The sequence below is a fragment of the Intrasporangium sp. genome (genome assembly GCF_040414665.1).
Classification (GTDB): domain Bacteria; phylum Actinomycetota; class Actinomycetes; order Actinomycetales; family Dermatophilaceae; genus Intrasporangium.
Map to the genome: position 1 here is coordinate 1 of NZ_JBEDUL010000120.1, position 18381 is coordinate 18381.

The following is an 18381-nucleotide window of genomic DNA, read 5'->3' on the forward strand; positions in this document are numbered from 1 at the left end:
TTCGCGGCGGTGCTCGAGCTGCCCGTTGACCCGCACCAGAAGATCGACGAGATCTTCGCGCAGGGCCTCGATGGCGTCGGCGAGCGGATTGTCCGCGCCGTCGCAGGACTCCTGGACGATCCGGTCACCGGCCCGGCCCTCCTCGGCCTCATGCGCTCCGCGATGACGGAAGGCCCGGCGAACGACGTCGTCCGCGAGTTCATCGACAACGTCATCATCGGCGCGTACGCCCGGCACCTGCCCGGACCGGATGCCCGGCGTCGCGCAGCGCTGGCGGCGTCGCAGATCGTCGGCCTTGCCATGGCTCGTCGCGTGGTCGGGATCGAGCCCCTTGCGACCATGACGGTCGACGAGCTCGTCGCGCATGTCGGCCCGACCCTCCAGCGCTACCTCGCCGCCGACCTCGACTGAACGACCGCCCCTGCGCCCCCACCCCTCCCACTCCGCAACACGCCCGGCACCATCAAACGCACCCCGGAAATATCAGGGAGCAGTTGCACAGTCCCGGGCGTGTTGCGGTGGTGAGGGGCTCAGCCGCCGCTGACGACCAGGAAGCCGACGAGGCCGACGATGACCGCGGTGATGAGCCAGGCGACGACGGTCGTGAGGCGGTGGTTGGCCATGCGCCCCATGAGGCGCCGGTCGTGCGTGAAGAGCAGGAGCGGGATGAGCGTGCCGGGCAGCGCGAAGCTGAGGACCACCTGGCTCCAGACGAGTGCGTTCGTCGGCTCGACCCCCACACCCAGGATGATCAGGGTCGGCACCACGGCGAGCAGCCGGCGAGCCAGCGCGGGGATCGGCCGCTTGCCGAACCCCGTCATGACGACGTCGCCCGTCTGCACGCCGACGAGGGCCGACGCGAGCCCGGAAGCGAGCAGGGCGACCGCCAGCATGGTCGCCGCGATCTGCCCCGCGTGGGCCCCGAGCGCCGCGTAGGCGCTCTCGATGCTGCCCCCGGCCTCGGAGGGCAGCGCGGCGGAGAAGACGACGAGGCTGACATTCGCCACCCCGGCGACCGACATCGCGATGACGACCGACCGGACGGTGTGGCGGCCGATCCGCATCCGCTCCACCTGCGACGGTTCGACGGTCCCGTCGTCGCGGGTGCGCGACGCAGCCGAGTGGAAGTGCAGCGCATGGGGCATGACCGTGGCCCCGACGATGCCCACGGCGAGCAGCGCCGCCGACGAGTCGAGCGGGCCGGGTGCGAGGGAGCGGAGCAGCGCGACCCGGTCGACGTCCGCGACGAGGACCTGCCACAAGAGCGAGCCGATGATGACGGCGAGCAGCACGAGGACGACCGACTCGAAGTGGCTGCGCCCGCGCACCTTGAGATAGAGCACGACGAGGCTGAACGCTGTCACCGCGACCGCGCCCCACATGAGCGGCACCCCGAAGAGCAGGTGCAGGGCGATCGCACCACCGACGACCTCCGCGAGGTCGGTCATGATGACGACGATCTCCGCCTGCGTCCACAGCAGGATCCGACCGATGCCGGGGAAGCGCCGCGCGCTGTGCTCGGCGAGGCTCATCCCGGTGACCATGCCGAGCTTGGCCGCGAGGTACTGGATCACCATTGCCGAGCAGCTCGCGAAGACGACCACCCAGACGAGGGCGTAGCCGTGCTGGGCGCCGGAGCTGATGTTGACCCCGAAGTTGCCCGGGTCGACGTAGGCGATCGCGGCGAGCAGCGCCGGGACGAGGGTCCGCGGTGCACTGAAGGTTCCCCCGAGCCCGTGCTCCGGGGAACGGTCGTCGACCCGCCGCGTCGACCGCGTCGAGGTGCTCTCGGCCATGGTCAGAGCATGGGGCCTGCGTGGTCGAGACGCCAACTCAGCGACGTCTCATCGGGCTGCCGCGAAGCCGAGCAGCGCGGCGATCCCGAGCGCGCTGCGGGGGTCGTAGGCCGACGTCCACAGCCCACCGTGGGCGGCGCCGTAGGCCTCGTCCTGCCACGGGTGTTCCCGCGCCGGGGCGCCGGTGCGCAGGTCGTGGACGAGCAGGATGGCCATGAGCGTGTTCGCGGTCCCCGGCTCGAAGACCTCCACTCCGAAGCGGTGCGCACCGGCGTAGGCCGCTGCGAGCGCCCGGTTCTTGACGACCGACCGGGTTCGCGTCGGCGGCGCCACCTTGAGCGACACCACGCCGCCCTCCGCCCGGTGGGCCGTCGCCCGCCACCGCTGGAGCCGCTTCGCGAGCAGGTAGTTCGGCCCCTGCTGGAGCACGACCGAGTCGTTGATCCCGGGGTCCTCGCCGGGCACGTAGTTGCGGCGGAGCAGGCGACCACCGCTGAGCGTGCGCAACGGCACCCGCAACACCTTGGACGTATGCCGCTGAGCGTAGTTCTCGACGGACCTGGCCACCGCGCCACCGGGCACCGCGAACACGTCCGTCGGGGTGGCGAGAAAGGCGAGGGCCACGTCGTGGCCGCGCTGGTCGACCACCCGCTGGGTCAGGGCGTCGACGGCGGCGGACACGCGCACGTTCGTCTCTCCGTCGGCATAGACGTAGTTGCCCAGGACGAGGCGCCCCTCCCGCTCGGTCACCCACTCGGTCACCGTGCCGAGGTCGTGGATCAGGTCCCCGCCGAGCCTCTCCTCGACCGGTTCGCCACCGGGCCGTGCCGGAATCGTCATCGAGCCGGCCAGCCGCCTCGTGTCCGCGATCAGCCTCTGCCACAGCTCTTTTCGCGGCAGGTCGACAGCCACCACGTCGGCGCCCCACCGGAGCAGCGTCCGCAACGGACCCATCTCGGCAGCCGCGCCGAGCACGACGATGGTCTGGTCCGACAGGTCGAGCCAGTCGGGGTTGGCCATGACGCGTTCGACCGCCTCGGCACAGGTCGGCTCGACGACTCCCCCGTCGACCCACCCCGCCAGCACGCGACGGAGCGTGTCCCCGGAAGCGCGCTCAGCGGCATACGGCAGGGAGATGGTGCGGTCCGGGGCACCCTCCCCGCGGATGGTCTCCGAGGCCAGCGGCGCGGGAATGCTCGCGAACGCCGTTGGGAGCGGGCCCTCGCCGGACGGTCCGACCCAACGCATCCGGTCGTGGAGGGAGCCAAGTCCGTCCCTGGCGATGGCGTGCGCCGCCTCGCGGGTGGGGAGCCCCGCTTCGACGAGGCGGCGGAAGTGCGGCAGGTAGCCCTGCCGCCAGTTCGTCTCACGGGCCGCCGACGCCGAGCCGACGGGGTCGGCCCCGCGGAGGGCGTCGGCGACGACGGCGCGACCCAGCGCCGTCGTGCTGCGGCGGCCGCCGACCGAGTCGACCGTTGGGAAGACGACGCCGGTGGACTGGTGCGGCTCGCTCATGGCCCCATCCTGCCTGCTGCGGGTGCCGGCCGGGACGCCCTCGACCGGCGGGAGCCACGGGCCGGGGGCAGAATGTGGGCAGATCGGCATCGACGTCGAGGCAAGGAGGCCCGCGAGTGACGGACACGGCCCACAGCACACGGCTGGCTGAGGAACGCGAGACGACGGTGAGTCGACTCGAGGCACTCCGGCGGGAGTTCGGCCAGGTCGTCGAGGCGTCCGTGGACTCCAACTCCGACGACGAGCACGACCCGGAGGGCGCGACGATCGCCTACGAGAGATCCCAGGTCGCCGCGCTCATCGACCAGGCCGAGCAGCACCTGGCCGAGATCGATGCGGCCGAGAAGCGCATCGCGGACGGGACGTACGGCAGGTGCGTGGTCTGCGGCCGGCCGATCCCGGACGAGCGGCTCGAGGCCCGGCCCACGGCAACGACCTGCATCGACCACGCGGGCGCCGCCCACCTCGGCTGACGCCGGCTTCGTGCGGCGTCCGGACCCGGCTCCCCAGCGTCAGCCCAGGCCGGTCTCGAGGAGGGCGAACGCCTCGTCCACCGCGTCCTCGACGGTGCCCGTCCCACCTGACTGCTGGTGCTCGATGGAGGCACGCACGGCGGCGAGGGCGGTCGCGACGGTGACCCGCGGTCGCACCGACTCCCGGGGGTCGACCCCGAGGCGGGCGGCCACGACCTCGGTCAGGACGTTCTCGGTGCGGATGTTGTTGCCGACCAGGGCGGGACCGAGGGCGGGCTCACCGAGGAGCACCCGACGCCGCTGCGCCCGGAGGTCGGGATCGTAGCTCGATGGAGAGAGCCGGTCCCGGACGAGGATCCGTATCGAGTCGAGGATCGGCTCGTCAGCGGGCCGGGCATCGAGCTGCGCCCTCAGCTCATCGAGGTCGGCGGGCGTGGTGCCGAGGACCGCACCCTCCTTCGTCGCGAAGTAGTTGAAGAAGGTCCGTGGGCTGACCCCGGCGCGGCCCGCGATCTGCTCCGTCGTCACGGCGTCGAACCCGGACTCCTCGACCAGGTCGAGCGCGGCGCGGTGGATGGCGCGACGGGTCTCGCGCTTCTTGCGCTCGCGTAGTCCGTGGTCCGGTTGCTCCATGGCGGCATCCTAGGAAATTCATGCAGCAAGTGCAATTTTGCAGCCGATGCAATATTCGCGTACCGTTCTCCCATGCCCCGAACGTCAACGCCTGCGCCCACCGCCGAAGCGGATGGCGCGCCCACCGGGTTGGATCCCCGAGCCCGCCAGATCTTTGCGGCCCTCATGCTCGGCATGCTGGTGGCCTCGATCAGCCAGACCATCGTCGGCCCCGCGATGCCGCGCATCGTCGCCGAGCTGGGTGGGATGGACCACTACTCGTGGCTCGCGACCGCCGCCATGCTCGCGAGCGCGATCACCGTGCCCATCGTCGGCAAGCTGTCCGACGTCTACGGGCGACGCGGGTTCTACCTCGCCGGGCTCGTCGTCTTCATGGTCGGCTCGGTCCTGTCCGGCCTGGCCCAGAACTTCTGGTGGCTCATCGGCGCCCGGACCGTGCAGGGCATCGGGATGGGGACCCTCATGCCGCTGTCCCAGACGATCATCGGCGACATCATCCCGCCGCGGCAGCGAGGCAAGTACCAGGGCCTCATGGGCGGCGTCTTCGGCCTCTCCTCGATCCTCGGGCCGCTCGCGGGCGGCTTCGTCACCGACCACTGGGGCTGGCGGTGGCTCTTCTTCATCAGCCTGCCCGTCGGCATCGCGGCGTATTTCGGGATCAGCCGGTTCCTCCACCTCGAGCACGTGCGGCAGCGGCCGGTCATCGACCGCGCGGGCATCGCCCTGCTGTCCGTGGCGCTGATCCTGCTGCTCGTCCCCACGTCCCTGGGTGGCACGACGTGGGCGTGGAACTCCCTGCCCGTCATCATCATGTATGCCGCTGGGCTCGTCACGCTCGCAGCGTTCCTCGCCGTCGAGCGCCGTGCCGTGGAGCCGGTCCTGCCGCTGCACCTGTTCAAGAGCTCGGTCTTCACGCTCTCCAACATCGCGAGCTTCATGGTCTCGGTGATGATGTTCGGCGCGATGATCTACCTGCCGGTGTACGCGCAGGGCGTGCTCGGGGTCTCGGCGACCAACTCCGGCCTCATCCTCATGCCGATGTCGGTGGCGATGATCGGCCTGTCCATCATCGCGGGGCTCGTCATCACGAAGACCGGGCGGTACAAGCTGCAGACGCTCCTCGGGCTGCTGCTCATGGGCGCCGGCTTCTGGATGCTCATCCAGCTGGACTACGCCGCCACCGAGCTCGACCTCACGCTCGCCATGGTGGTCTTCGGCATCGGCCTCGGCATCGCGCTGCAGGTGTACACCCTCATCGTCCAGAACGCGTCGGCCCGCCGAGACCTCGGTGTCGCCACCGCGTCCACACAGTTCTTCCGCAACGTCGGGTCGACCGTGGGCATTGCCGTCTTCGGCACCATCATGAGCAGCGGCCTCGCCGGAAACATCGCCTCTCACCTTCCCCCGGGTGTCGCGGAGCAGATGGCCGCCTCGGGCAAGCAGGTCAACGCCGGCGCGGTGCTCGACCCGTCGGCCCTCGCGGGACTGCCCGCCGAGGTGGCCACGGGCGTCCAGCGCGGGCTCGCCGACTCGCTGCACGACGTGTTCCTGTGGGGCCTGGTCCCGCTCGTCTTCGCACTCGTGGCAACGGTGTTCATCAAGGAGCTCCCACTGCGCAACACGGTGCACACCGCTGACGAGGCCGGTCGCGAGCTGCTCGACACGATGTCCCAGATCGCGCCCTCCGATGAGCTGCATGTGCCGCTCGGACGGGACGGCGACAAGACCCGGACCCACGAGCGGCTCCTCGGCCTGCGGCTCGGGCTGCTCGCCGACGCAGCGCTCCGGGGGGATCGCCCGCTGCTGACGCGCGCCGTCACGGAGGTCGGCGACGGAGACCTTGCCCGCGGCGCAGCCCTGCTCCACTGCACCTCACGGATGCTGACGACCGAGGACAACTCCGTCGCGGCGGACACCGAGCCCTATGCGGTGGAGGTGGCCGCGTTGGCCAAGCGAGCGGGCGGGGTGCTGACCGCCGGCCTCCGGCGCGAGCTCGTGACCGCCGTTGCCGAGCGCGATGCCACCACGGTGATGACGACCCTGGAGACCACCGCGGCCGAGCGCCATCAGGCGGTCGACCTCCGGATGCTGGAGGCGGTCGGCGACGACCTCACCGCCGCCTACCTCGTCGACGCCTCCCGCACCCGCGCCTGACCCCGCAGCACACCGAGCAGTGGTCAAGCCCCGACGGTTATTTCCGTCGGGGCTTGACCACTGCTCGGTGTGTTGCGGGGTGAAGGGCTGGTCAGCCCCAGACGAGGGCCTGGGCTGGGTCCTGCATGATCGCCGCGAGGTCGGCGAGGAACCGTGATCCCAGCTCGCCGTCGATGAGCCGGTGGTCGAAGCTCATCGCCAGCTGGGTCACGTGCCGGATCGCGATCTCGTCGGCGCCGTTGGCATCCGTCACGACCCAGGGCATCTTGCGGACCGCCCCGAAGGCGACGATCGCCGACTCCCCCGGGTTGATGATCGGCGTCCCGCTGTCGACGCCGAAGACCCCGACATTGGTGATGGTGATCGTCCCGCCCGACATCTCCGCCGGCTGGGTGCGACCCTCGCGCGCCGTCGCCGTCAGCTCACCGATGGCCTGGGCCAGCTGGAGCATCGTCATCGTGTGGGCGTCCTTGATGTTCGGGACGATGAGCCCGCGCGGTGTGGCGGCAGCGATGCCGAGGTTGACGTAGTTCTTCTGGACGATCTCCTGCGCCGCCTCGTCCCACGTCGCGTTGACGCCGGGGTTGCGGCGGATCGCCAGGACCATGGCCTTGGCGAGGATGAGCAGCGGCGTGACCTTGACGTCGCGGAACTCCCGCGATGCCTTGAGGCGGTCGACCAGCTCCATCGTCTTCGTCACGTCGACCGTGACCCACTCAGTGACGTGCGGCGCGGTGAACGCCGACCCGACCATCGCCTGTGCGGTCATCTTGCGGACACCCTTGATCGGGATGCGTTCCTCCCGCTCGCCGGAGCCAAACGCGATGCCGTATGCCGACCCATGGGGGCTCCGCCCCCCTGACCCCCCGACAGCCTGCTCCGCAGGCGATGCGCTGCCCGCGGCGAACCCTTGGACGTCCTCACGGGTGATGATGCCGTCGGCGCCCGACCCCTGCACGGACCAGAGGTCGACGCCGAGGTCCTTGGCCAGCTTGCGAACCGGCGGCTTGGCCCGCGGTCGTCCCTCGCGGGGCGCGTGTGCCACTGCGGGAGCCGGCGACTGCGTGCGTGGCGTCGGGGCCGCTTCCTCGGCGATGGGCTCGTGCTCGGCCACCTGCTCGGTCTCGGTCGGTTCCGAAGCGCGAGGCGGCGCGGCGTCCGAAACCGAGCCCAGCGGCATACGGCCATCTGCCTGTTTGCGGGCCCGGCGTGCGGTGGCCCCGGCCTTGGCGCCGTAGCCGACGAGGATCGCCTCCTGCTGGTCCGCCTTGTCTGCGGCGGCGGCGTCGGTCGTGGGTGCGGCAGGCTCGTCGCCGCCGCCCTGGCCGTCGTCGATCGTGATGATCGGGGTGCCGACGTCGACGGTGTCACCGACCTCGACGAGAAGATCCTTGACGGTGCCGGCCCACGGGATGGGCAGCTCGACCAGCGACTTGGCGGTCTCGACCTCGAGGACCATGTCGTTGACCTTGACCGTGTCGCCGGGCGCGACCTTCCACTCGACGATCTCGGCTTCGACGAGGCCCTCACCGGGGTCGGGCAGCTTGAACGTGCGGATTGCCATCTCTCCCAAGCCTCTCAGTAGGACAGGGCGCGGTCGACGCCGTCGAGGATCCGGTCGAGGTCGGGGAGGAAGTCCTCCTCCATCCGGCTCGGCGGATAGGGGATGTTGGCGCCGCCGACCCGGACGACCGGGGCCTCGAGCTCGTAGAAGCACTGCTCGGTCACCTGGGCCGAGATCTCCGCGGCCATGCCGAGGAAGCTGCTCGCCTCGTGGACGATGACGAGACGGCCCGTCTTGCGCACGGACGACACGATGGTGTCGATCGGCAGCGGCGACAGCGAGCGCAGGTCGATGACCTCGATGGACGTGCCCTCGGCCTCTGCTGCGGCAGCCGACTCGAGCATCGTCTTCACGACGGGCCCGTAGCCGAGGAGGGTGACGTCGGTGCCCTCTCGGATGACGTTCGCCTCGAAGAGACCACGCGGCGCTTCCGCGGCAGCGGTGTCGTACTCGCCTCTGTCGTGGTAGCGGCGCTTCGGCTCGAAGAACATGACCGGGTCGTCGCACTCGATGGCCTGCTGGATCATCCAGTGCGCGTCCTCGGGGTTCGAGCACGAGACGACACGCAGGCCCGCGGTGTGGGCGAAGTAGGCCTCGGGGCTCTCCGAGTGATGCTCCGGGCTGCCGATACCGCCACCGAACGGGATGCGGATGACGATCGGCATCTTGAGGGCACCGAGCGACCGGGCGCGCATCTTCGCGACCTGGCTGACGATCTGGTCGAAGGCCGGGTAGACGAAGCCGTCGAACTGGATCTCGCACACCGGGCGGTAGCCCCGCAGGGCCATCCCGACCGCGGTGCCGACGATGCCCGACTCGGCGAGCGGGGAGTCGATGACGCGCTCCTCGCCGAAGTCCTTCTGGAGCCCCTCCGTGATCCGGAAGACGCCGCCGAGCTTGCCGATGTCCTCGCCGATGAGGACGACCTTGGGGTCCTTCTCCATGGCCCTGCGCAGTCCGGCGGTGAGGCTCTTGCCGAGGGTGACCTTCTCGAGTGCCATCACTTCACCTCCTCGAAGCTCGCCTGGTAGGCAACGAAGGCGGCGCGCTCGGCTTCCATGACGGGGTGCTCCTCGGCATAGATGTGGTCCCACATCGTCTCGCCGGGGGGCGTCGCCATGGTGATGCAGCCGTGCCGCAGCTCCGCGGCGAACGAGTCAGCCTCCTCGTCGACCCTGGTGAAGAACGCGTCGTCGGCCCAGCCCTCGCGCGACAGGTAGGTCTTGAGACGCTGGATCGGGTCACGGAACTTCCACTGCTCCACCTCGGCCGACACCCGGTACTTCGTCGGGTCGTCGGCCGTCGTGTGCGCGCCCATGCGGTAGGTGAAGGCCTCGATGAGGAGCGGGCCGTTGCCGTTACGAGCCTCGTCGAGGCAGTGCTGGGTGACGGCGTAGGTGGCGAGGACGTCGTTGCCGTCGACGCGCATTCCGGGGAAGCCGAAGCCGCGCGCCCGCTGGAAGAGCGGGATGCGGGTCTGCTTGGAGACCGGCTCTGAGATGGCCCACTGGTTGTTCTGGCAGAAGAAGACGACCGGGGCGTCGAACGACGCAGCGTAGACGAAGGCCTCGTTGACGTCGCCCTGCGCAGACGCTCCGTCACCGAAGTAGCAGATGACGGCCGTGTCCCGCTCCGGGTCGCCGGTGCCGACGTTGCCGTCCATCTTGACGCCCATCGCGTACCCCGTCGCGTGCAGGGTCTGGGCGCCGATGACGATCGTGTAGAGGTGGAAGTTGTGCTCCTTCGGGTCCCAACCGCCCTGGCTGACACCGCGGAAGAGCTGCAGCGAGCTCTGCGGGTCCATACCGCGCACGAAGCCGACGCCGTGCTCCCGATAGGTGGGGAAGCACATGTCGTGCGGCTTCAGCGCGCGGCCGGAGCCGACCTGGGCCGCCTCCTGGCCGAGCAGGCTGGGCCACAGTCCGAGCTCGCCCTGGCGCTGGAGGGCGTATCCCTCGGCGTCGAGGCGGCGGATGAGGACGAGGTCGCGGTAGAAGCTGCGCAGGTCCTCTGGCGTGAGGTCCGCGACGTACTTGTCGTAGTCGGGGTGGGAGAGACGCTCGCCCTCGGGGGTCAGCAGCTGGATCATGTCCGGGCCGCCGTCGCCGACCGCCGGGGTCGGTTCGTGCAGCTCGGCGACTACTTTGTCGCTCACTGGGGCTCCTTCACCGGAGTGGAGTTCCGGCATTTTGGTCGGGCCGCGAGCGGGGTTCTCCCGCCCGACGGCTGGGTCACACGGGCCCGCCGAGGGTGACGGCGGAACCTGAGGGTCCTCTGAACCGGAACTTACCGGAGGCTTCCGGGAATCTCACAATGCGGACGGCGGCTGGAGGTCTGACGCCTGCAGAAACCCCTTGCTTCACGCAAGCATGCAGGACTAGCGTGACTTGCATCATGCAAGTTCCACGGAAGGCAGCAAATCACATGAGCACCGACCTCACGATGAGCTTCACCGTCGAGCAGACTCCACAGCAGGTGTTCGACGCAGTCAACGACGTCCGGAACTGGTGGTCCGGCACCATCGTCGGCGAGACCTCCGCCCTCGGGGCCGAGTGGACCTACAGCGTCCCGGACCTCCACTTCTCGAGGTTCCGGATCACCGAGCTCGCCCCCGCCGAGCGCGTCTCGTGGCTCGTCCTCGACAGCCACCTCACCTTCGTCGTGGACAAGGAGGAGTGGACCGGCACGACGGTCCGCTTCGAGATCACCGAGGAGGGCGGACCCGGCGACAGCCGCCGCACCCGACTGACGTTCACGCACGAGGGGCTCACCGCAGAGCAGGAGTGCTACGACGTGTGCAACACCGCCTGGGGCCAGTACATCCTCGGCAGCCTGAGGACCCTGATCCAGGCCGGGAGCGGCCGACCGGACTTCTTCAGCAACCAGGAGTCGCTCGAGGCCGCCCTCAGCGGCACCGTCGAGACCCCGAGCGTCCCCTGACCAGCGCCCAGGCGCCGACGGCTTGGTCAGAGCGACTCGACGCGTGCGGTGAGCGGTCCACCTGCGTCGCCGGTGTTCACCGTTCCCTCCGGCTCGATGAGGACGGCGTGGACCTCATCCTCCGCAACCGGGCAGTGCTCGACCCCGCGCGGCACGACGAACAGCTGCCCGGGGTCGAGCACGACGTCACGATCGCGCAGCCGGATGGTCAGGCGGCCGGAGACGACAAGGAACAGCTCGTCGGTGTCCTCATGGGTGTGCCAGACGAACTCGCCCTTGACCTTCACGACCTTGATCTCGTAGTCATTCAGTCGGGCGATCGCCTTGGGCGACCATTGCTCGGAGAAGAGCGACAGCTTCTGAGCGAGGTCGACCGGTTCCAGGTGCATGGGGACAGCATCGCACCGGGCGCGCCGCGACCCCGATTCCTTTTCGCGGCGTGCGGGGGCCACGGTCGTCAGCGGCGGGTGCCCCAGTTCCACTGCGGCGTGGTCAGCAGTCCCTGACCCTCCACGAACGTCTCGCCGATGTCCTTCACGAGGGTGACCCGCCGCGCCGGAGAACCCAGTCCCACCGCGGCGGCCCCGTCATCCTCGTTGTCCATCACACCGAGCTCCCGGATCAGCGGCTCCGAGTGCGACACGACCATGACCTGGCTGCGCTCGGCCGCCGCTCGGACGAGGCGGGCGAGCGGCGGCAGCAGGTCCGGGTGCAGCGAGGTCTCCGGCTCGTTGAGGACCATGAGCGGCGGCGGGTCGACGGTGAGAAGGGCGGCGACGAGGCACAGGTAACGAAGCGTCCCGTCGGACAGCTCGGCCGCCGAGAGCGGCCGCAGCATGCCGGGCTGGTGCAGGTGCACGTCGAACCGGCCATCGACGACGGGCACGTCGAGGATGGCGCCGTCGAAGGCGTCCGCGATCGCGCCGTCCAGCGCCGACCGGCCGTCCTCCCGGATGGTCTGCAGTGCGGCAGCCAGGTCGGAGGCGTCATCCGCGAGGACCGGCGTCCGCGTCCCCACGCCCGCCTGCCGAGCGGGCGCCGCAGCGTCGGCACGGAAACCGTCATAGAAGCGCCACCTGCGGATCATCCGCCGCACCCGCACCAGCTCAGGGGCCCGCTCAGGGTCGGCGAGCTCGGACAGCATCGACTCCCAGGGACGCAACGCCCCCGACAGCTCGGTCCACCCTGTCCGTCGGGCGCGGCGCCCGCCTCCCGACCGCGCGGGCGCCTCGGGATCGGACTCCCACTCGTCAGCGCCCCAGGCAGCATCCCACTCGGCCTCCTCGACCGAGCGGCTCTCGACGATGGACCAGCGGCGGCGCACGAGCACGGTGTTGGGCCGCATGACGGGCCCGGCCCACACGACCTCACGCTTGATCTCGGGGTCGCGCAGGAAGGCCGATGACCCGTCCGCTCCCGAACTCTGCTGCGGCAGACCGAGATCCACGAGGTACCCGAAGTCATCCGAAGCGAAACCCAGCCGGAGGCTGACGGGACCCTTGCGCCTGGTGCCCTCAGCGGCAAACCCCTGCTTCCGGGTCCCGCCCAACGTCGCCGGCCCCGCCCACAGCGCCGACTGCAGGCCGCCCTCACGCGCGAGCGATCCGATGACCTCGCCGCGTCCGCATCCGGCGAGCAGCCGCAGCGCACGGTAGAGCGACGACTTCCCCGAGCCGTTGGCGCCCGTGACGACGTCGAGCCCGTGAAGCGGCACGACGACGTCACGCAGCGACCGATAGCCAGAAACGGCGACGCAGGTCAGCATCGTGCCCATGCCTGCGCTCGATCAGGCGTTGGGGTCTACCCCGTCACCGCCAGCGCCGGTTGACCACGCCGGCAGCTCCTGCAGGGCCCAGCGGTTGCCGTCCGGATCGGCGAAATGGACAAAACGGCCCCACGGTTGCTCATCGACCTCCGACACGGCCACGCCGCGCCCGGCGAGCTCGGCGCGAGTCGCGGCGGCGTCGGCGACGACCATCTGCAGGTTGTCCAGGGAACCCGGTGCCATCTCGGTCAGACCCTTGCCGATCGCGATCGAGCAGGAAGACCCTGGAGGTGTGAGCTGGACGAACCGGACGTCGTCGCTCACCGTGTGGTCATGGTCGGCAGCGAAGCCCACCCTGACGTAGAAGTCCTTGGCCCGGTCGACGTCGCTCACGGGCACTGCCACCAGCTCCAGCTTCATGTCCATGTACTCACGCTAGGGGCCGGCACCGACGCTGCCGCCGAGCCGGCCCACTGATCACTCTGACGACTCAGCGGGTCAGGGCGCGTGGGCGAGCGCGCGTGGCCGCTTCCTCATCGTCGCTCCCAGCGGAAGGTGACCTGCTGCCCCGGTTGGAGCTGGGCGGCCCGGTCGACATCGGCGGTGCGGACGACCCCGATGACCGGGTAGCCGCCGGTCACCGGGTGGTCGTTGAGGAAGAGGACGGGTAGTCCGTTGGGCGGCACCTGGATCGCTCCTCGCACCATCCCCTCACTCGGCAGCTCCGCACCCCGCCACGCCTCGTGCCGCTCGATCGGCTTCCCGTCCAGGCGGATCCCCTTGCGATCGCTCTGCCCCGAGACCGACCATTCACGCTCGGCGAGACTCTCGGGCCGGGCGAACCAGTCCTGTCGCGGCCCAGGCAGGACGGCAAGCTCGACCGCGCCGGACGGGGGAGCGGGCACCGGCGCGAGGTCGACGTGAGGGAAGTCGTCCCCGGCGGCGCCGACCTCGAGCACCTGGCCCGACCGCAGCGGCTCCGGGCCGAGGCCGGACATGGTGTCGGTCGCCCGGGAGCCGAGGACCTTCGGCACGGCCAGCCCACCACGGAAGGACACGTACGTGCGGAGCCCGCTCAGCGGCATACGGAGGCACAGCTCTTGACCGTCACGCACCGTGAAGGGTGCGGCATAGGCGACCGCCCGCCCCTCCACCTCGGCCGGCGCGGACGCCCCGGTGAGGCACGCGAGTAGGTCCCCCCGCGCCCGCAGTCGCAGTCCCCCGAAGGTCGCCTCGAGCGCGCCGAGCCCGGCGGGATTGCCGAGCAACCGACCCCCGATGAGGTAGGACGAGACGTCCGCGGCGCCCGCGCGCCCGACGCCCACGGCGAGGTGGCCGGGCCGACCGAGGTCCTGGACGAGGGTGAGCGGGCCGGGATCGACGACCTCGATGCCGCGACTCATCATCGGTCCCGCACGAAGTGGACGGTCATGCCCGGTGCGAGCAGCGCGGGCGGCCGGCGCGAGACGTCCCACAGGACGATGTCGGTCGTCCCGATGAGCCTCCAGCCGCCCGGGGACTCTCGGGGGTAGACACCGCTGTACTCGCCTGCGACAGCGACCGATCCGGCTGGCACCCGGGTGCGCGGCTCCGCCCGGCGAGCGACGTGGAGCCGCGGGTCGCCCCCGACGAGGTAGGCGAAGCCCGGGGCGAACCCTCCGAAGCCGACCCGCCATGGCATCTCCGTGTGCGCCCTGACCACCTCGTCCACGCGAAGTCCGGTCAGCTCCGCGACCTCCTCCAGGTCGGGCCCGTCGTAGCGGACCGGAATCTCGACGACCGGGGAGTCCGTCGCCGGGACCGCACGGCCAGCCCACGCGGCCGCCTCTGCCACGGCACCGGCCAGCGCCTCGAGGTCGGTCGTCGGGCGGGCGACGACGAGCAGCGTCCGCGCGGCCGGGACGAGATCGTCCACCTCGGCCCACACGCCGTCGTTCGCCTCCACCAGCGGTCCGAGGACCGCATCGAGGGCAAGCACCGCGTCGATGTCCTCGGCCTCGACGAGCAGGGCCGCGTCGCCCATCGGCAGGACCCGCAGCGTGGGGCCGATGGGTGACGGGGAGGATCCCTGCGGCGACATCACGGCCTACCGCGTGAACGCGGTGATCTCCACGCCCGCTGCGGTCAGGGCGGCCCGGAGAGCACGGGCAATGTCGACCGCACCCGGTGAGTCCCCGTGGGTGCAGATGGAGTCCGCTTGGACCTCGATCTCCGTCCCGTCGACCGCCGTGATCCGGCCCTCGAGGGCGAGGCGCACCATCCTGGCTGCGACCTCCCCCGGGTCGTGCAGCACCGACCCCGGCTCGCGGCGCGAGACGAGGTGGCCCTCCGGCGTGTACGCGCGGTCAGCGAACGCCTCGGACACCGTGCGCAGTCCGGCCTCGGCCGCGATCTGGAGGAAGGCCGATCCCGGCAGCCCCATGACCGGCAGGGATGGGTCGACGGCGACGACCGCAGCGACCACCGCCGCAGCCTGGGTCTCGTGCTGGACGATCGCGTTGTAGAGGGCACCGTGCGGCTTGACGTACTCGACCCGGGTGCCTGCCACCTTGCACATCGCCTCGAGCGCACCGATCTGGTAGATGACGTCGGCGGTCAGCTCCTCCGCGCCGATGTCGATGAAGCGCCGGCCGAAGCCGGCCAGGTCCTGGTAGCCCACCTGGGCGCCGACGACGACGCCGCGCTCGGCGGCCTGGGCGCAGGTCCGCTGGAGGGTGAGGCTGTCCCCGGCATGGAAGCCACAGGCCACGTTGGCGCTGGTGACGATGTCGAGCATCGCCGTGTCATTGCCGATCTCCCAGCTGCCGAGCGACTCGCCGAGATCCGAGTTGAGGTCGATCCGCAGTGCGGTCGTCATGGTCTCTCCTCCGGTCCAGGGCGGTCACCCGTGCCGGCCAGCGTACGTAATTGTCCCGCATCGGGGCGGGGCCAGTGGGGGCGCTCACCTCCATCGCGTGGCAAGCCACTGACCCGCTGACCACCCCGACGACTCAGTGCCTCGCTGATCAGCCACGGCTCTGACCACCTCGCGTGCGCGTGGGCACGTCGAGGTGACAATCCAGGCGTTCATTCTCATTGACGGACGAGCGTTGACATGACGGACTTGTTGTAACGGTAGCGACATTCCGGATTCGCCATAATATCCCGAGAGGTCCTTCTTTTCCCATCGATTTCCCCCTGTGGGGGACTCGACGGACGTGGCCACACAATTCCGCAGATTGCGCATTTCGCCATCCATTTCCGGTCAGCAAGTCAGACCCCAAGCCGGGCACCGGGCCGTGGGAACGGCGATGGTCGCCTGCGCCTTCATACTGCCGAAATCCGCTGTGCGACAGCATTATTGGGTGGCTTCAGACTCAGTGTGTCACGGCGAAGAACACTCTTGATCGACACCCCCCGGAAATCCAGCACCACTTGTCGCCAAAACGCCTCGGCGCATCATGAGCCGGGTCTAGCCTGAAACGGCTTGACCTAGGGGTCGAGCATGTCGGGGGCCTCCGGTAGGTGTGTGCGGCGCGGACAGGAAAGGGAGGAACACCCAGGTTCGTCTCGGCAAGGGTCAATGGAAGGGTTTCACATGAACGACAATCATCACATTCCGACCGACCTCACCCGGAGAGGCAGGCCACCGACGGGCGGCAGACGGGTGAGGACGGCGGTTCTCGTCGTCATCACCCTCATTGCATCGCTCGCCATGCAGTTCGGAGTTGGGACCGCGGCACGCGCAGACACGTTCAGCCCCACGATCAGCACGGACCTGGCGGACTACAACCCCGGCCAGACCGTGACGCTCACCGGCGCCGGCTGGGACCCGGCAGGCCCGAAGGTGCACATCTTCGTCAACGACGACGTCGGTCAGGTGTGGTTCGACACTGAGGACGTCGCGCCAGACGGCAGCGGTGCCTTCGTGCACCAGTTCACCTTGCCCAACCAGTTCGTCGCGAAGTACTTCGTCGTCGCGACTCAGACGTACCCGGACGGCACCACGCTGACGGCGAACACCTCGTTCACCGACGCCAACCCGGCAGCCAACATCGACCAGTGCGCGAACGACCCGGCGCCGTCTCCCAATACCGACGGCTGCTCCACATCGGCCACGGACTGGGTCAACGGCAACGTCGTGGCGTCCAAGGCGCTCTACTTCGAGGGCGACTCACTGCCCTATCGGGTGAAGCTGACCGACCTGTCGCTCGCCTCGCACACACTCACCATCCAGTGGGACACGACGAAGGGCGGCAAGCACGCGCTTGACTACCTGACGACGTTCAACCGGACCGTCGCCGACGCCAACCCGTGCGTTGGGGTCTCTGGATGCTTGCCGGGAACCTTCAGCACCTTCCCGATCCCTGCAGACACGCAGGTGACCGGTGCTGGCGTCACGCCGGTCCCGGGTGTCTTCACGATGTACGGCGGCACGATCACCGCTGTGAGCGCATACAGCTACCCCGGAGGCAACGGCTTCGCGGGCGACAAGACGGCGCAGATCACGATCACCTTCGACGCGTCAGTCACGAACCCCGTCCTCGCCTGGGCCGGTCACATCTCCACCCGGGCCGACTGGGGCCTATCGAACTCCGCAGTGACGATCAACGGTTCGCCCTACCACACCAGCCTGGTCGACCTCGACACCAAGTCGATCGGCAGCCAGGACGTCCAGCTCTCGGCTGACGCGGTCATCTTCCCCGGCTCCATCACCGTCATCAAGCAGGCCACCCCGGAGGGCGACACCGCGTTCGGGTTCACCGCATCCCCTTCGCCTCTGAGCAACTTCTCCCTCACGGACGACGGCACCACCGCCAACACGAAGGTCTTCTCCAACATCACGGACTTCAAGACCTACACCGTCAGCGAGGATGCTCCCACTGGCGCGTGGACGTTCGGTGCTGCGAACTGCACCGTCACCTCACCGAACGGCGGCACGCAGACCGTCGTCGGCCGGGTCGCCACGATCGCCCTGAAGGAGGGCGAGAACGTCACGTGCACCTACACCAACCTGAAGCAGGCCACGCTGACGATCATCAAGCACGTGGTCAACGACAACGGCGGCACCGCCGTTGCCTCCAATTGGTCGATGCACGTGAAGACCGGCAGCCCTGCCGCTGAGATCTCCGGCAGCCCGGCTGCCGGGAGCGAGACCGGTACGACCTACACCGTTGCCCCGGGCACGTACGCCCTGAGCGAGACGGGTGGACCCGCCAACTACGATGCCAGCAACTGGGTTTGCACTGGAACCGGCAACCAGAGCGGGAGCAACATCACTCTCGCCCTCGGCGATGCCGCGATCTGCACCATCACCAACAACGACGTCGCGCCCAAGCTGCACCTGCGCAAGGTCGTCATCAACAACAACGGCGGCGCCAAGACCGTCGCCGACTTCACCCTGACCGCGGACGGCGCCGGCACCAACGACATATCCGGCACCAGCCCGGTCGACTCCGGCGCCGGCCTGAAGGCCGACACCTGGGCCCTGTCCGAGACCGGGCCGTCCGGCTACTCGGCCAGCGCGTGGAGCTGTGTCGGTGGCACGCAGAGCGGCAGCAA

The 18381-nt window shown here is 69.7% G+C and carries 17 protein-coding genes; 5 read left to right on the forward strand and 12 right to left on the reverse strand.

Annotation, left to right across the window (positions count from 1 at the left end; translation table 11 throughout):
* The coding region (locus ABF401_RS12840; RefSeq protein WP_353509961.1) for a TetR/AcrR family transcriptional regulator at nucleotides 1-411 on the forward strand (411 nt) is incomplete at its 5' end.
* A 119-nt stretch (nucleotides 412-530) separates the two neighbouring features.
* Here the strand turns inward: ABF401_RS12840 and ABF401_RS12845 are convergent.
* Together ABF401_RS12845 and ABF401_RS12850 are read right to left on the reverse strand one after the other, a co-directional pair.
* Complete coding sequence (locus ABF401_RS12845; protein WP_353509962.1) at nucleotides 531-1796, reverse strand: Nramp family divalent metal transporter; 1266 nt, start codon at nucleotides 1794-1796, stop codon at nucleotides 531-533.
* Between the two features lie 48 nt (nucleotides 1797-1844).
* Nucleotides 1845-3311 carry a hypothetical protein gene (locus ABF401_RS12850; RefSeq protein ID WP_353509963.1) on the reverse strand — a complete coding sequence of 489 codons (1467 nt, stop codon included), beginning with the start codon at nucleotides 3309-3311 and terminating at the stop codon, nucleotides 1845-1847.
* Between the two features lie 116 nt (nucleotides 3312-3427).
* Between ABF401_RS12850 and ABF401_RS12855 the strand changes: the two genes are divergently transcribed.
* Entirely contained in the window at nucleotides 3428-3784 is a 357-nt protein-coding gene (locus ABF401_RS12855) for a TraR/DksA family transcriptional regulator (RefSeq protein ID WP_353509964.1), read from the forward strand.
* A gap of 39 nt (nucleotides 3785-3823) precedes the next feature.
* On the opposite strand, the gene ABF401_RS12860 is transcribed toward ABF401_RS12855, so the two are convergent.
* Nucleotides 3824-4417, reverse strand: a complete 594-nt coding sequence (locus tag ABF401_RS12860; RefSeq protein WP_353509965.1) for an acyl-CoA-like ligand-binding transcription factor — start codon at nucleotides 4415-4417, stop codon at nucleotides 3824-3826.
* 72 nt (nucleotides 4418-4489) lie between these two features.
* Between ABF401_RS12860 and ABF401_RS12865 the strand changes: the two genes are divergently transcribed.
* Entirely contained in the window at nucleotides 4490-6571 is a 2082-nt protein-coding gene (locus ABF401_RS12865) for an MDR family MFS transporter (RefSeq protein WP_353509966.1), read from the forward strand.
* A 91-nt stretch (nucleotides 6572-6662) separates the two neighbouring features.
* Here ABF401_RS12865 and ABF401_RS12870 read toward each other — a convergent pair whose 3' ends face one another.
* The 3 genes from ABF401_RS12870 to pdhA are packed head-to-tail and all read right to left on the reverse strand — an operon-like array spanning nucleotide 6663 to nucleotide 10290.
* Entirely contained in the window at nucleotides 6663-8135 is a 1473-nt protein-coding gene (locus tag ABF401_RS12870) for a dihydrolipoamide acetyltransferase family protein (protein WP_353509967.1), read from the reverse strand.
* Nucleotides 8136-8149: 14 nt separating this feature from the next.
* Nucleotides 8150-9136, reverse strand: a complete 987-nt coding sequence (locus tag ABF401_RS12875; protein ID WP_353509968.1) for an alpha-ketoacid dehydrogenase subunit beta — start codon at nucleotides 9134-9136, stop codon at nucleotides 8150-8152.
* Entirely contained in the window at nucleotides 9136-10290 is a 1155-nt protein-coding gene (gene pdhA / locus ABF401_RS12880; RefSeq protein ID WP_353509969.1) for a pyruvate dehydrogenase (acetyl-transferring) E1 component subunit alpha, read from the reverse strand. The genes ABF401_RS12875 and pdhA overlap by 1 nt, the downstream gene beginning before the upstream one ends.
* Nucleotides 10291-10559: 269 nt before the next feature.
* Between pdhA and ABF401_RS12885 the strand changes: the two genes are divergently transcribed.
* The gene (locus ABF401_RS12885; protein ID WP_353509970.1) at nucleotides 10560-11075 is read left to right on the forward strand and encodes an SRPBCC family protein; all 516 of its coding nucleotides are present in this window, start codon (nucleotides 10560-10562) and stop codon (nucleotides 11073-11075) included.
* A gap of 26 nt (nucleotides 11076-11101) precedes the next feature.
* On the opposite strand, the gene ABF401_RS12890 is transcribed toward ABF401_RS12885, so the two are convergent.
* The 6 genes from ABF401_RS12890 to ABF401_RS12915 all read right to left on the reverse strand — a co-directional run bounded on the left by ABF401_RS12890 (nucleotide 11102) and on the right by ABF401_RS12915 (nucleotide 15697).
* The gene (locus tag ABF401_RS12890; protein ID WP_353509971.1) at nucleotides 11102-11464 is read right to left on the reverse strand and encodes a cupin domain-containing protein; all 363 of its coding nucleotides are present in this window, start codon (nucleotides 11462-11464) and stop codon (nucleotides 11102-11104) included.
* A gap of 68 nt (nucleotides 11465-11532) precedes the next feature.
* Nucleotides 11533-12840, reverse strand: coding sequence for an AAA family ATPase (locus ABF401_RS12895; RefSeq protein WP_353509977.1), 1308 nt, complete (start codon nucleotides 12838-12840; stop codon nucleotides 11533-11535).
* 21 nt (nucleotides 12841-12861) lie between these two features.
* Nucleotides 12862-13266, reverse strand: a complete 405-nt coding sequence (locus ABF401_RS12900) for a VOC family protein (protein ID WP_353509972.1) — start codon at nucleotides 13264-13266, stop codon at nucleotides 12862-12864.
* Between the two features lie 107 nt (nucleotides 13267-13373).
* The gene (locus ABF401_RS12905) at nucleotides 13374-14243 is read right to left on the reverse strand and encodes a 5-oxoprolinase subunit C family protein (RefSeq protein ID WP_353509973.1); all 870 of its coding nucleotides are present in this window, start codon (nucleotides 14241-14243) and stop codon (nucleotides 13374-13376) included.
* Nucleotides 14243-14920 carry a 5-oxoprolinase subunit B family protein gene (locus tag ABF401_RS12910; RefSeq protein ID WP_353509974.1) on the reverse strand — a complete coding sequence of 226 codons (678 nt, stop codon included), beginning with the start codon at nucleotides 14918-14920 and terminating at the stop codon, nucleotides 14243-14245. Before ABF401_RS12910 ends, ABF401_RS12905 begins: the two co-directional genes overlap by 1 nt.
* A gap of 6 nt (nucleotides 14921-14926) precedes the next feature.
* The gene (locus ABF401_RS12915; protein WP_353509975.1) at nucleotides 14927-15697 is read right to left on the reverse strand and encodes a LamB/YcsF family protein; all 771 of its coding nucleotides are present in this window, start codon (nucleotides 15695-15697) and stop codon (nucleotides 14927-14929) included.
* Nucleotides 15698-16417: 720 nt separating this feature from the next.
* Between ABF401_RS12915 and ABF401_RS12920 the strand changes: the two genes are divergently transcribed.
* Nucleotides 16418-18381, forward strand: a 1964-nt coding sequence (locus ABF401_RS12920) for a prealbumin-like fold domain-containing protein (RefSeq protein ID WP_353509976.1), incomplete at its 3' end; no start/stop codon positions are given.

What these genes read in the sequence shown, in the direction of transcription:
- ABF401_RS12875 (WP_353509968.1), bottom strand. Translation starts at nt 9,136, where the DNA reads ATGGCACTCGAGAAGGTCACCCTCGGCAAGAGCCTCACCGCCGGACTG.
- ABF401_RS12905 (WP_353509973.1), bottom strand. Translation starts at nt 14,243, where the DNA reads ATGAGTCGCGGCATCGAGGTCGTCGATCCCGGCCCGCTCACCCTCGTC.
- ABF401_RS12915 (WP_353509975.1), bottom strand. Translation starts at nt 15,697, where the DNA reads ATGACGACCGCACTGCGGATCGACCTCAACTCGGATCTCGGCGAGTCG.
- ABF401_RS12910 (WP_353509974.1), bottom strand. Translation starts at nt 14,920, where the DNA reads ATGTCGCCGCAGGGATCCTCCCCGTCACCCATCGGCCCCACGCTGCGG.
- ABF401_RS12870 (WP_353509967.1), bottom strand. Translation starts at nt 8,135, where the DNA reads ATGGCAATCCGCACGTTCAAGCTGCCCGACCCCGGTGAGGGCCTCGTC.
- ABF401_RS12865 (WP_353509966.1), top strand. Translation starts at nt 4,490, where the DNA reads ATGCCCCGAACGTCAACGCCTGCGCCCACCGCCGAAGCGGATGGCGCG.
- ABF401_RS12850 (WP_353509963.1), bottom strand. Translation starts at nt 3,311, where the DNA reads ATGAGCGAGCCGCACCAGTCCACCGGCGTCGTCTTCCCAACGGTCGAC.
- ABF401_RS12900 (WP_353509972.1), bottom strand. Translation starts at nt 13,266, where the DNA reads ATGGACATGAAGCTGGAGCTGGTGGCAGTGCCCGTGAGCGACGTCGAC.
- ABF401_RS12890 (WP_353509971.1), bottom strand. Translation starts at nt 11,464, where the DNA reads ATGCACCTGGAACCGGTCGACCTCGCTCAGAAGCTGTCGCTCTTCTCC.
- ABF401_RS12860 (WP_353509965.1), bottom strand. Translation starts at nt 4,417, where the DNA reads ATGGAGCAACCGGACCACGGACTACGCGAGCGCAAGAAGCGCGAGACC.
- ABF401_RS12885 (WP_353509970.1), top strand. Translation starts at nt 10,560, where the DNA reads ATGAGCACCGACCTCACGATGAGCTTCACCGTCGAGCAGACTCCACAG.
- ABF401_RS12895 (WP_353509977.1), bottom strand. Translation starts at nt 12,840, where the DNA reads ATGCTGACCTGCGTCGCCGTTTCTGGCTATCGGTCGCTGCGTGACGTC.
- ABF401_RS12845 (WP_353509962.1), bottom strand. Translation starts at nt 1,796, where the DNA reads ATGGCCGAGAGCACCTCGACGCGGTCGACGCGGCGGGTCGACGACCGT.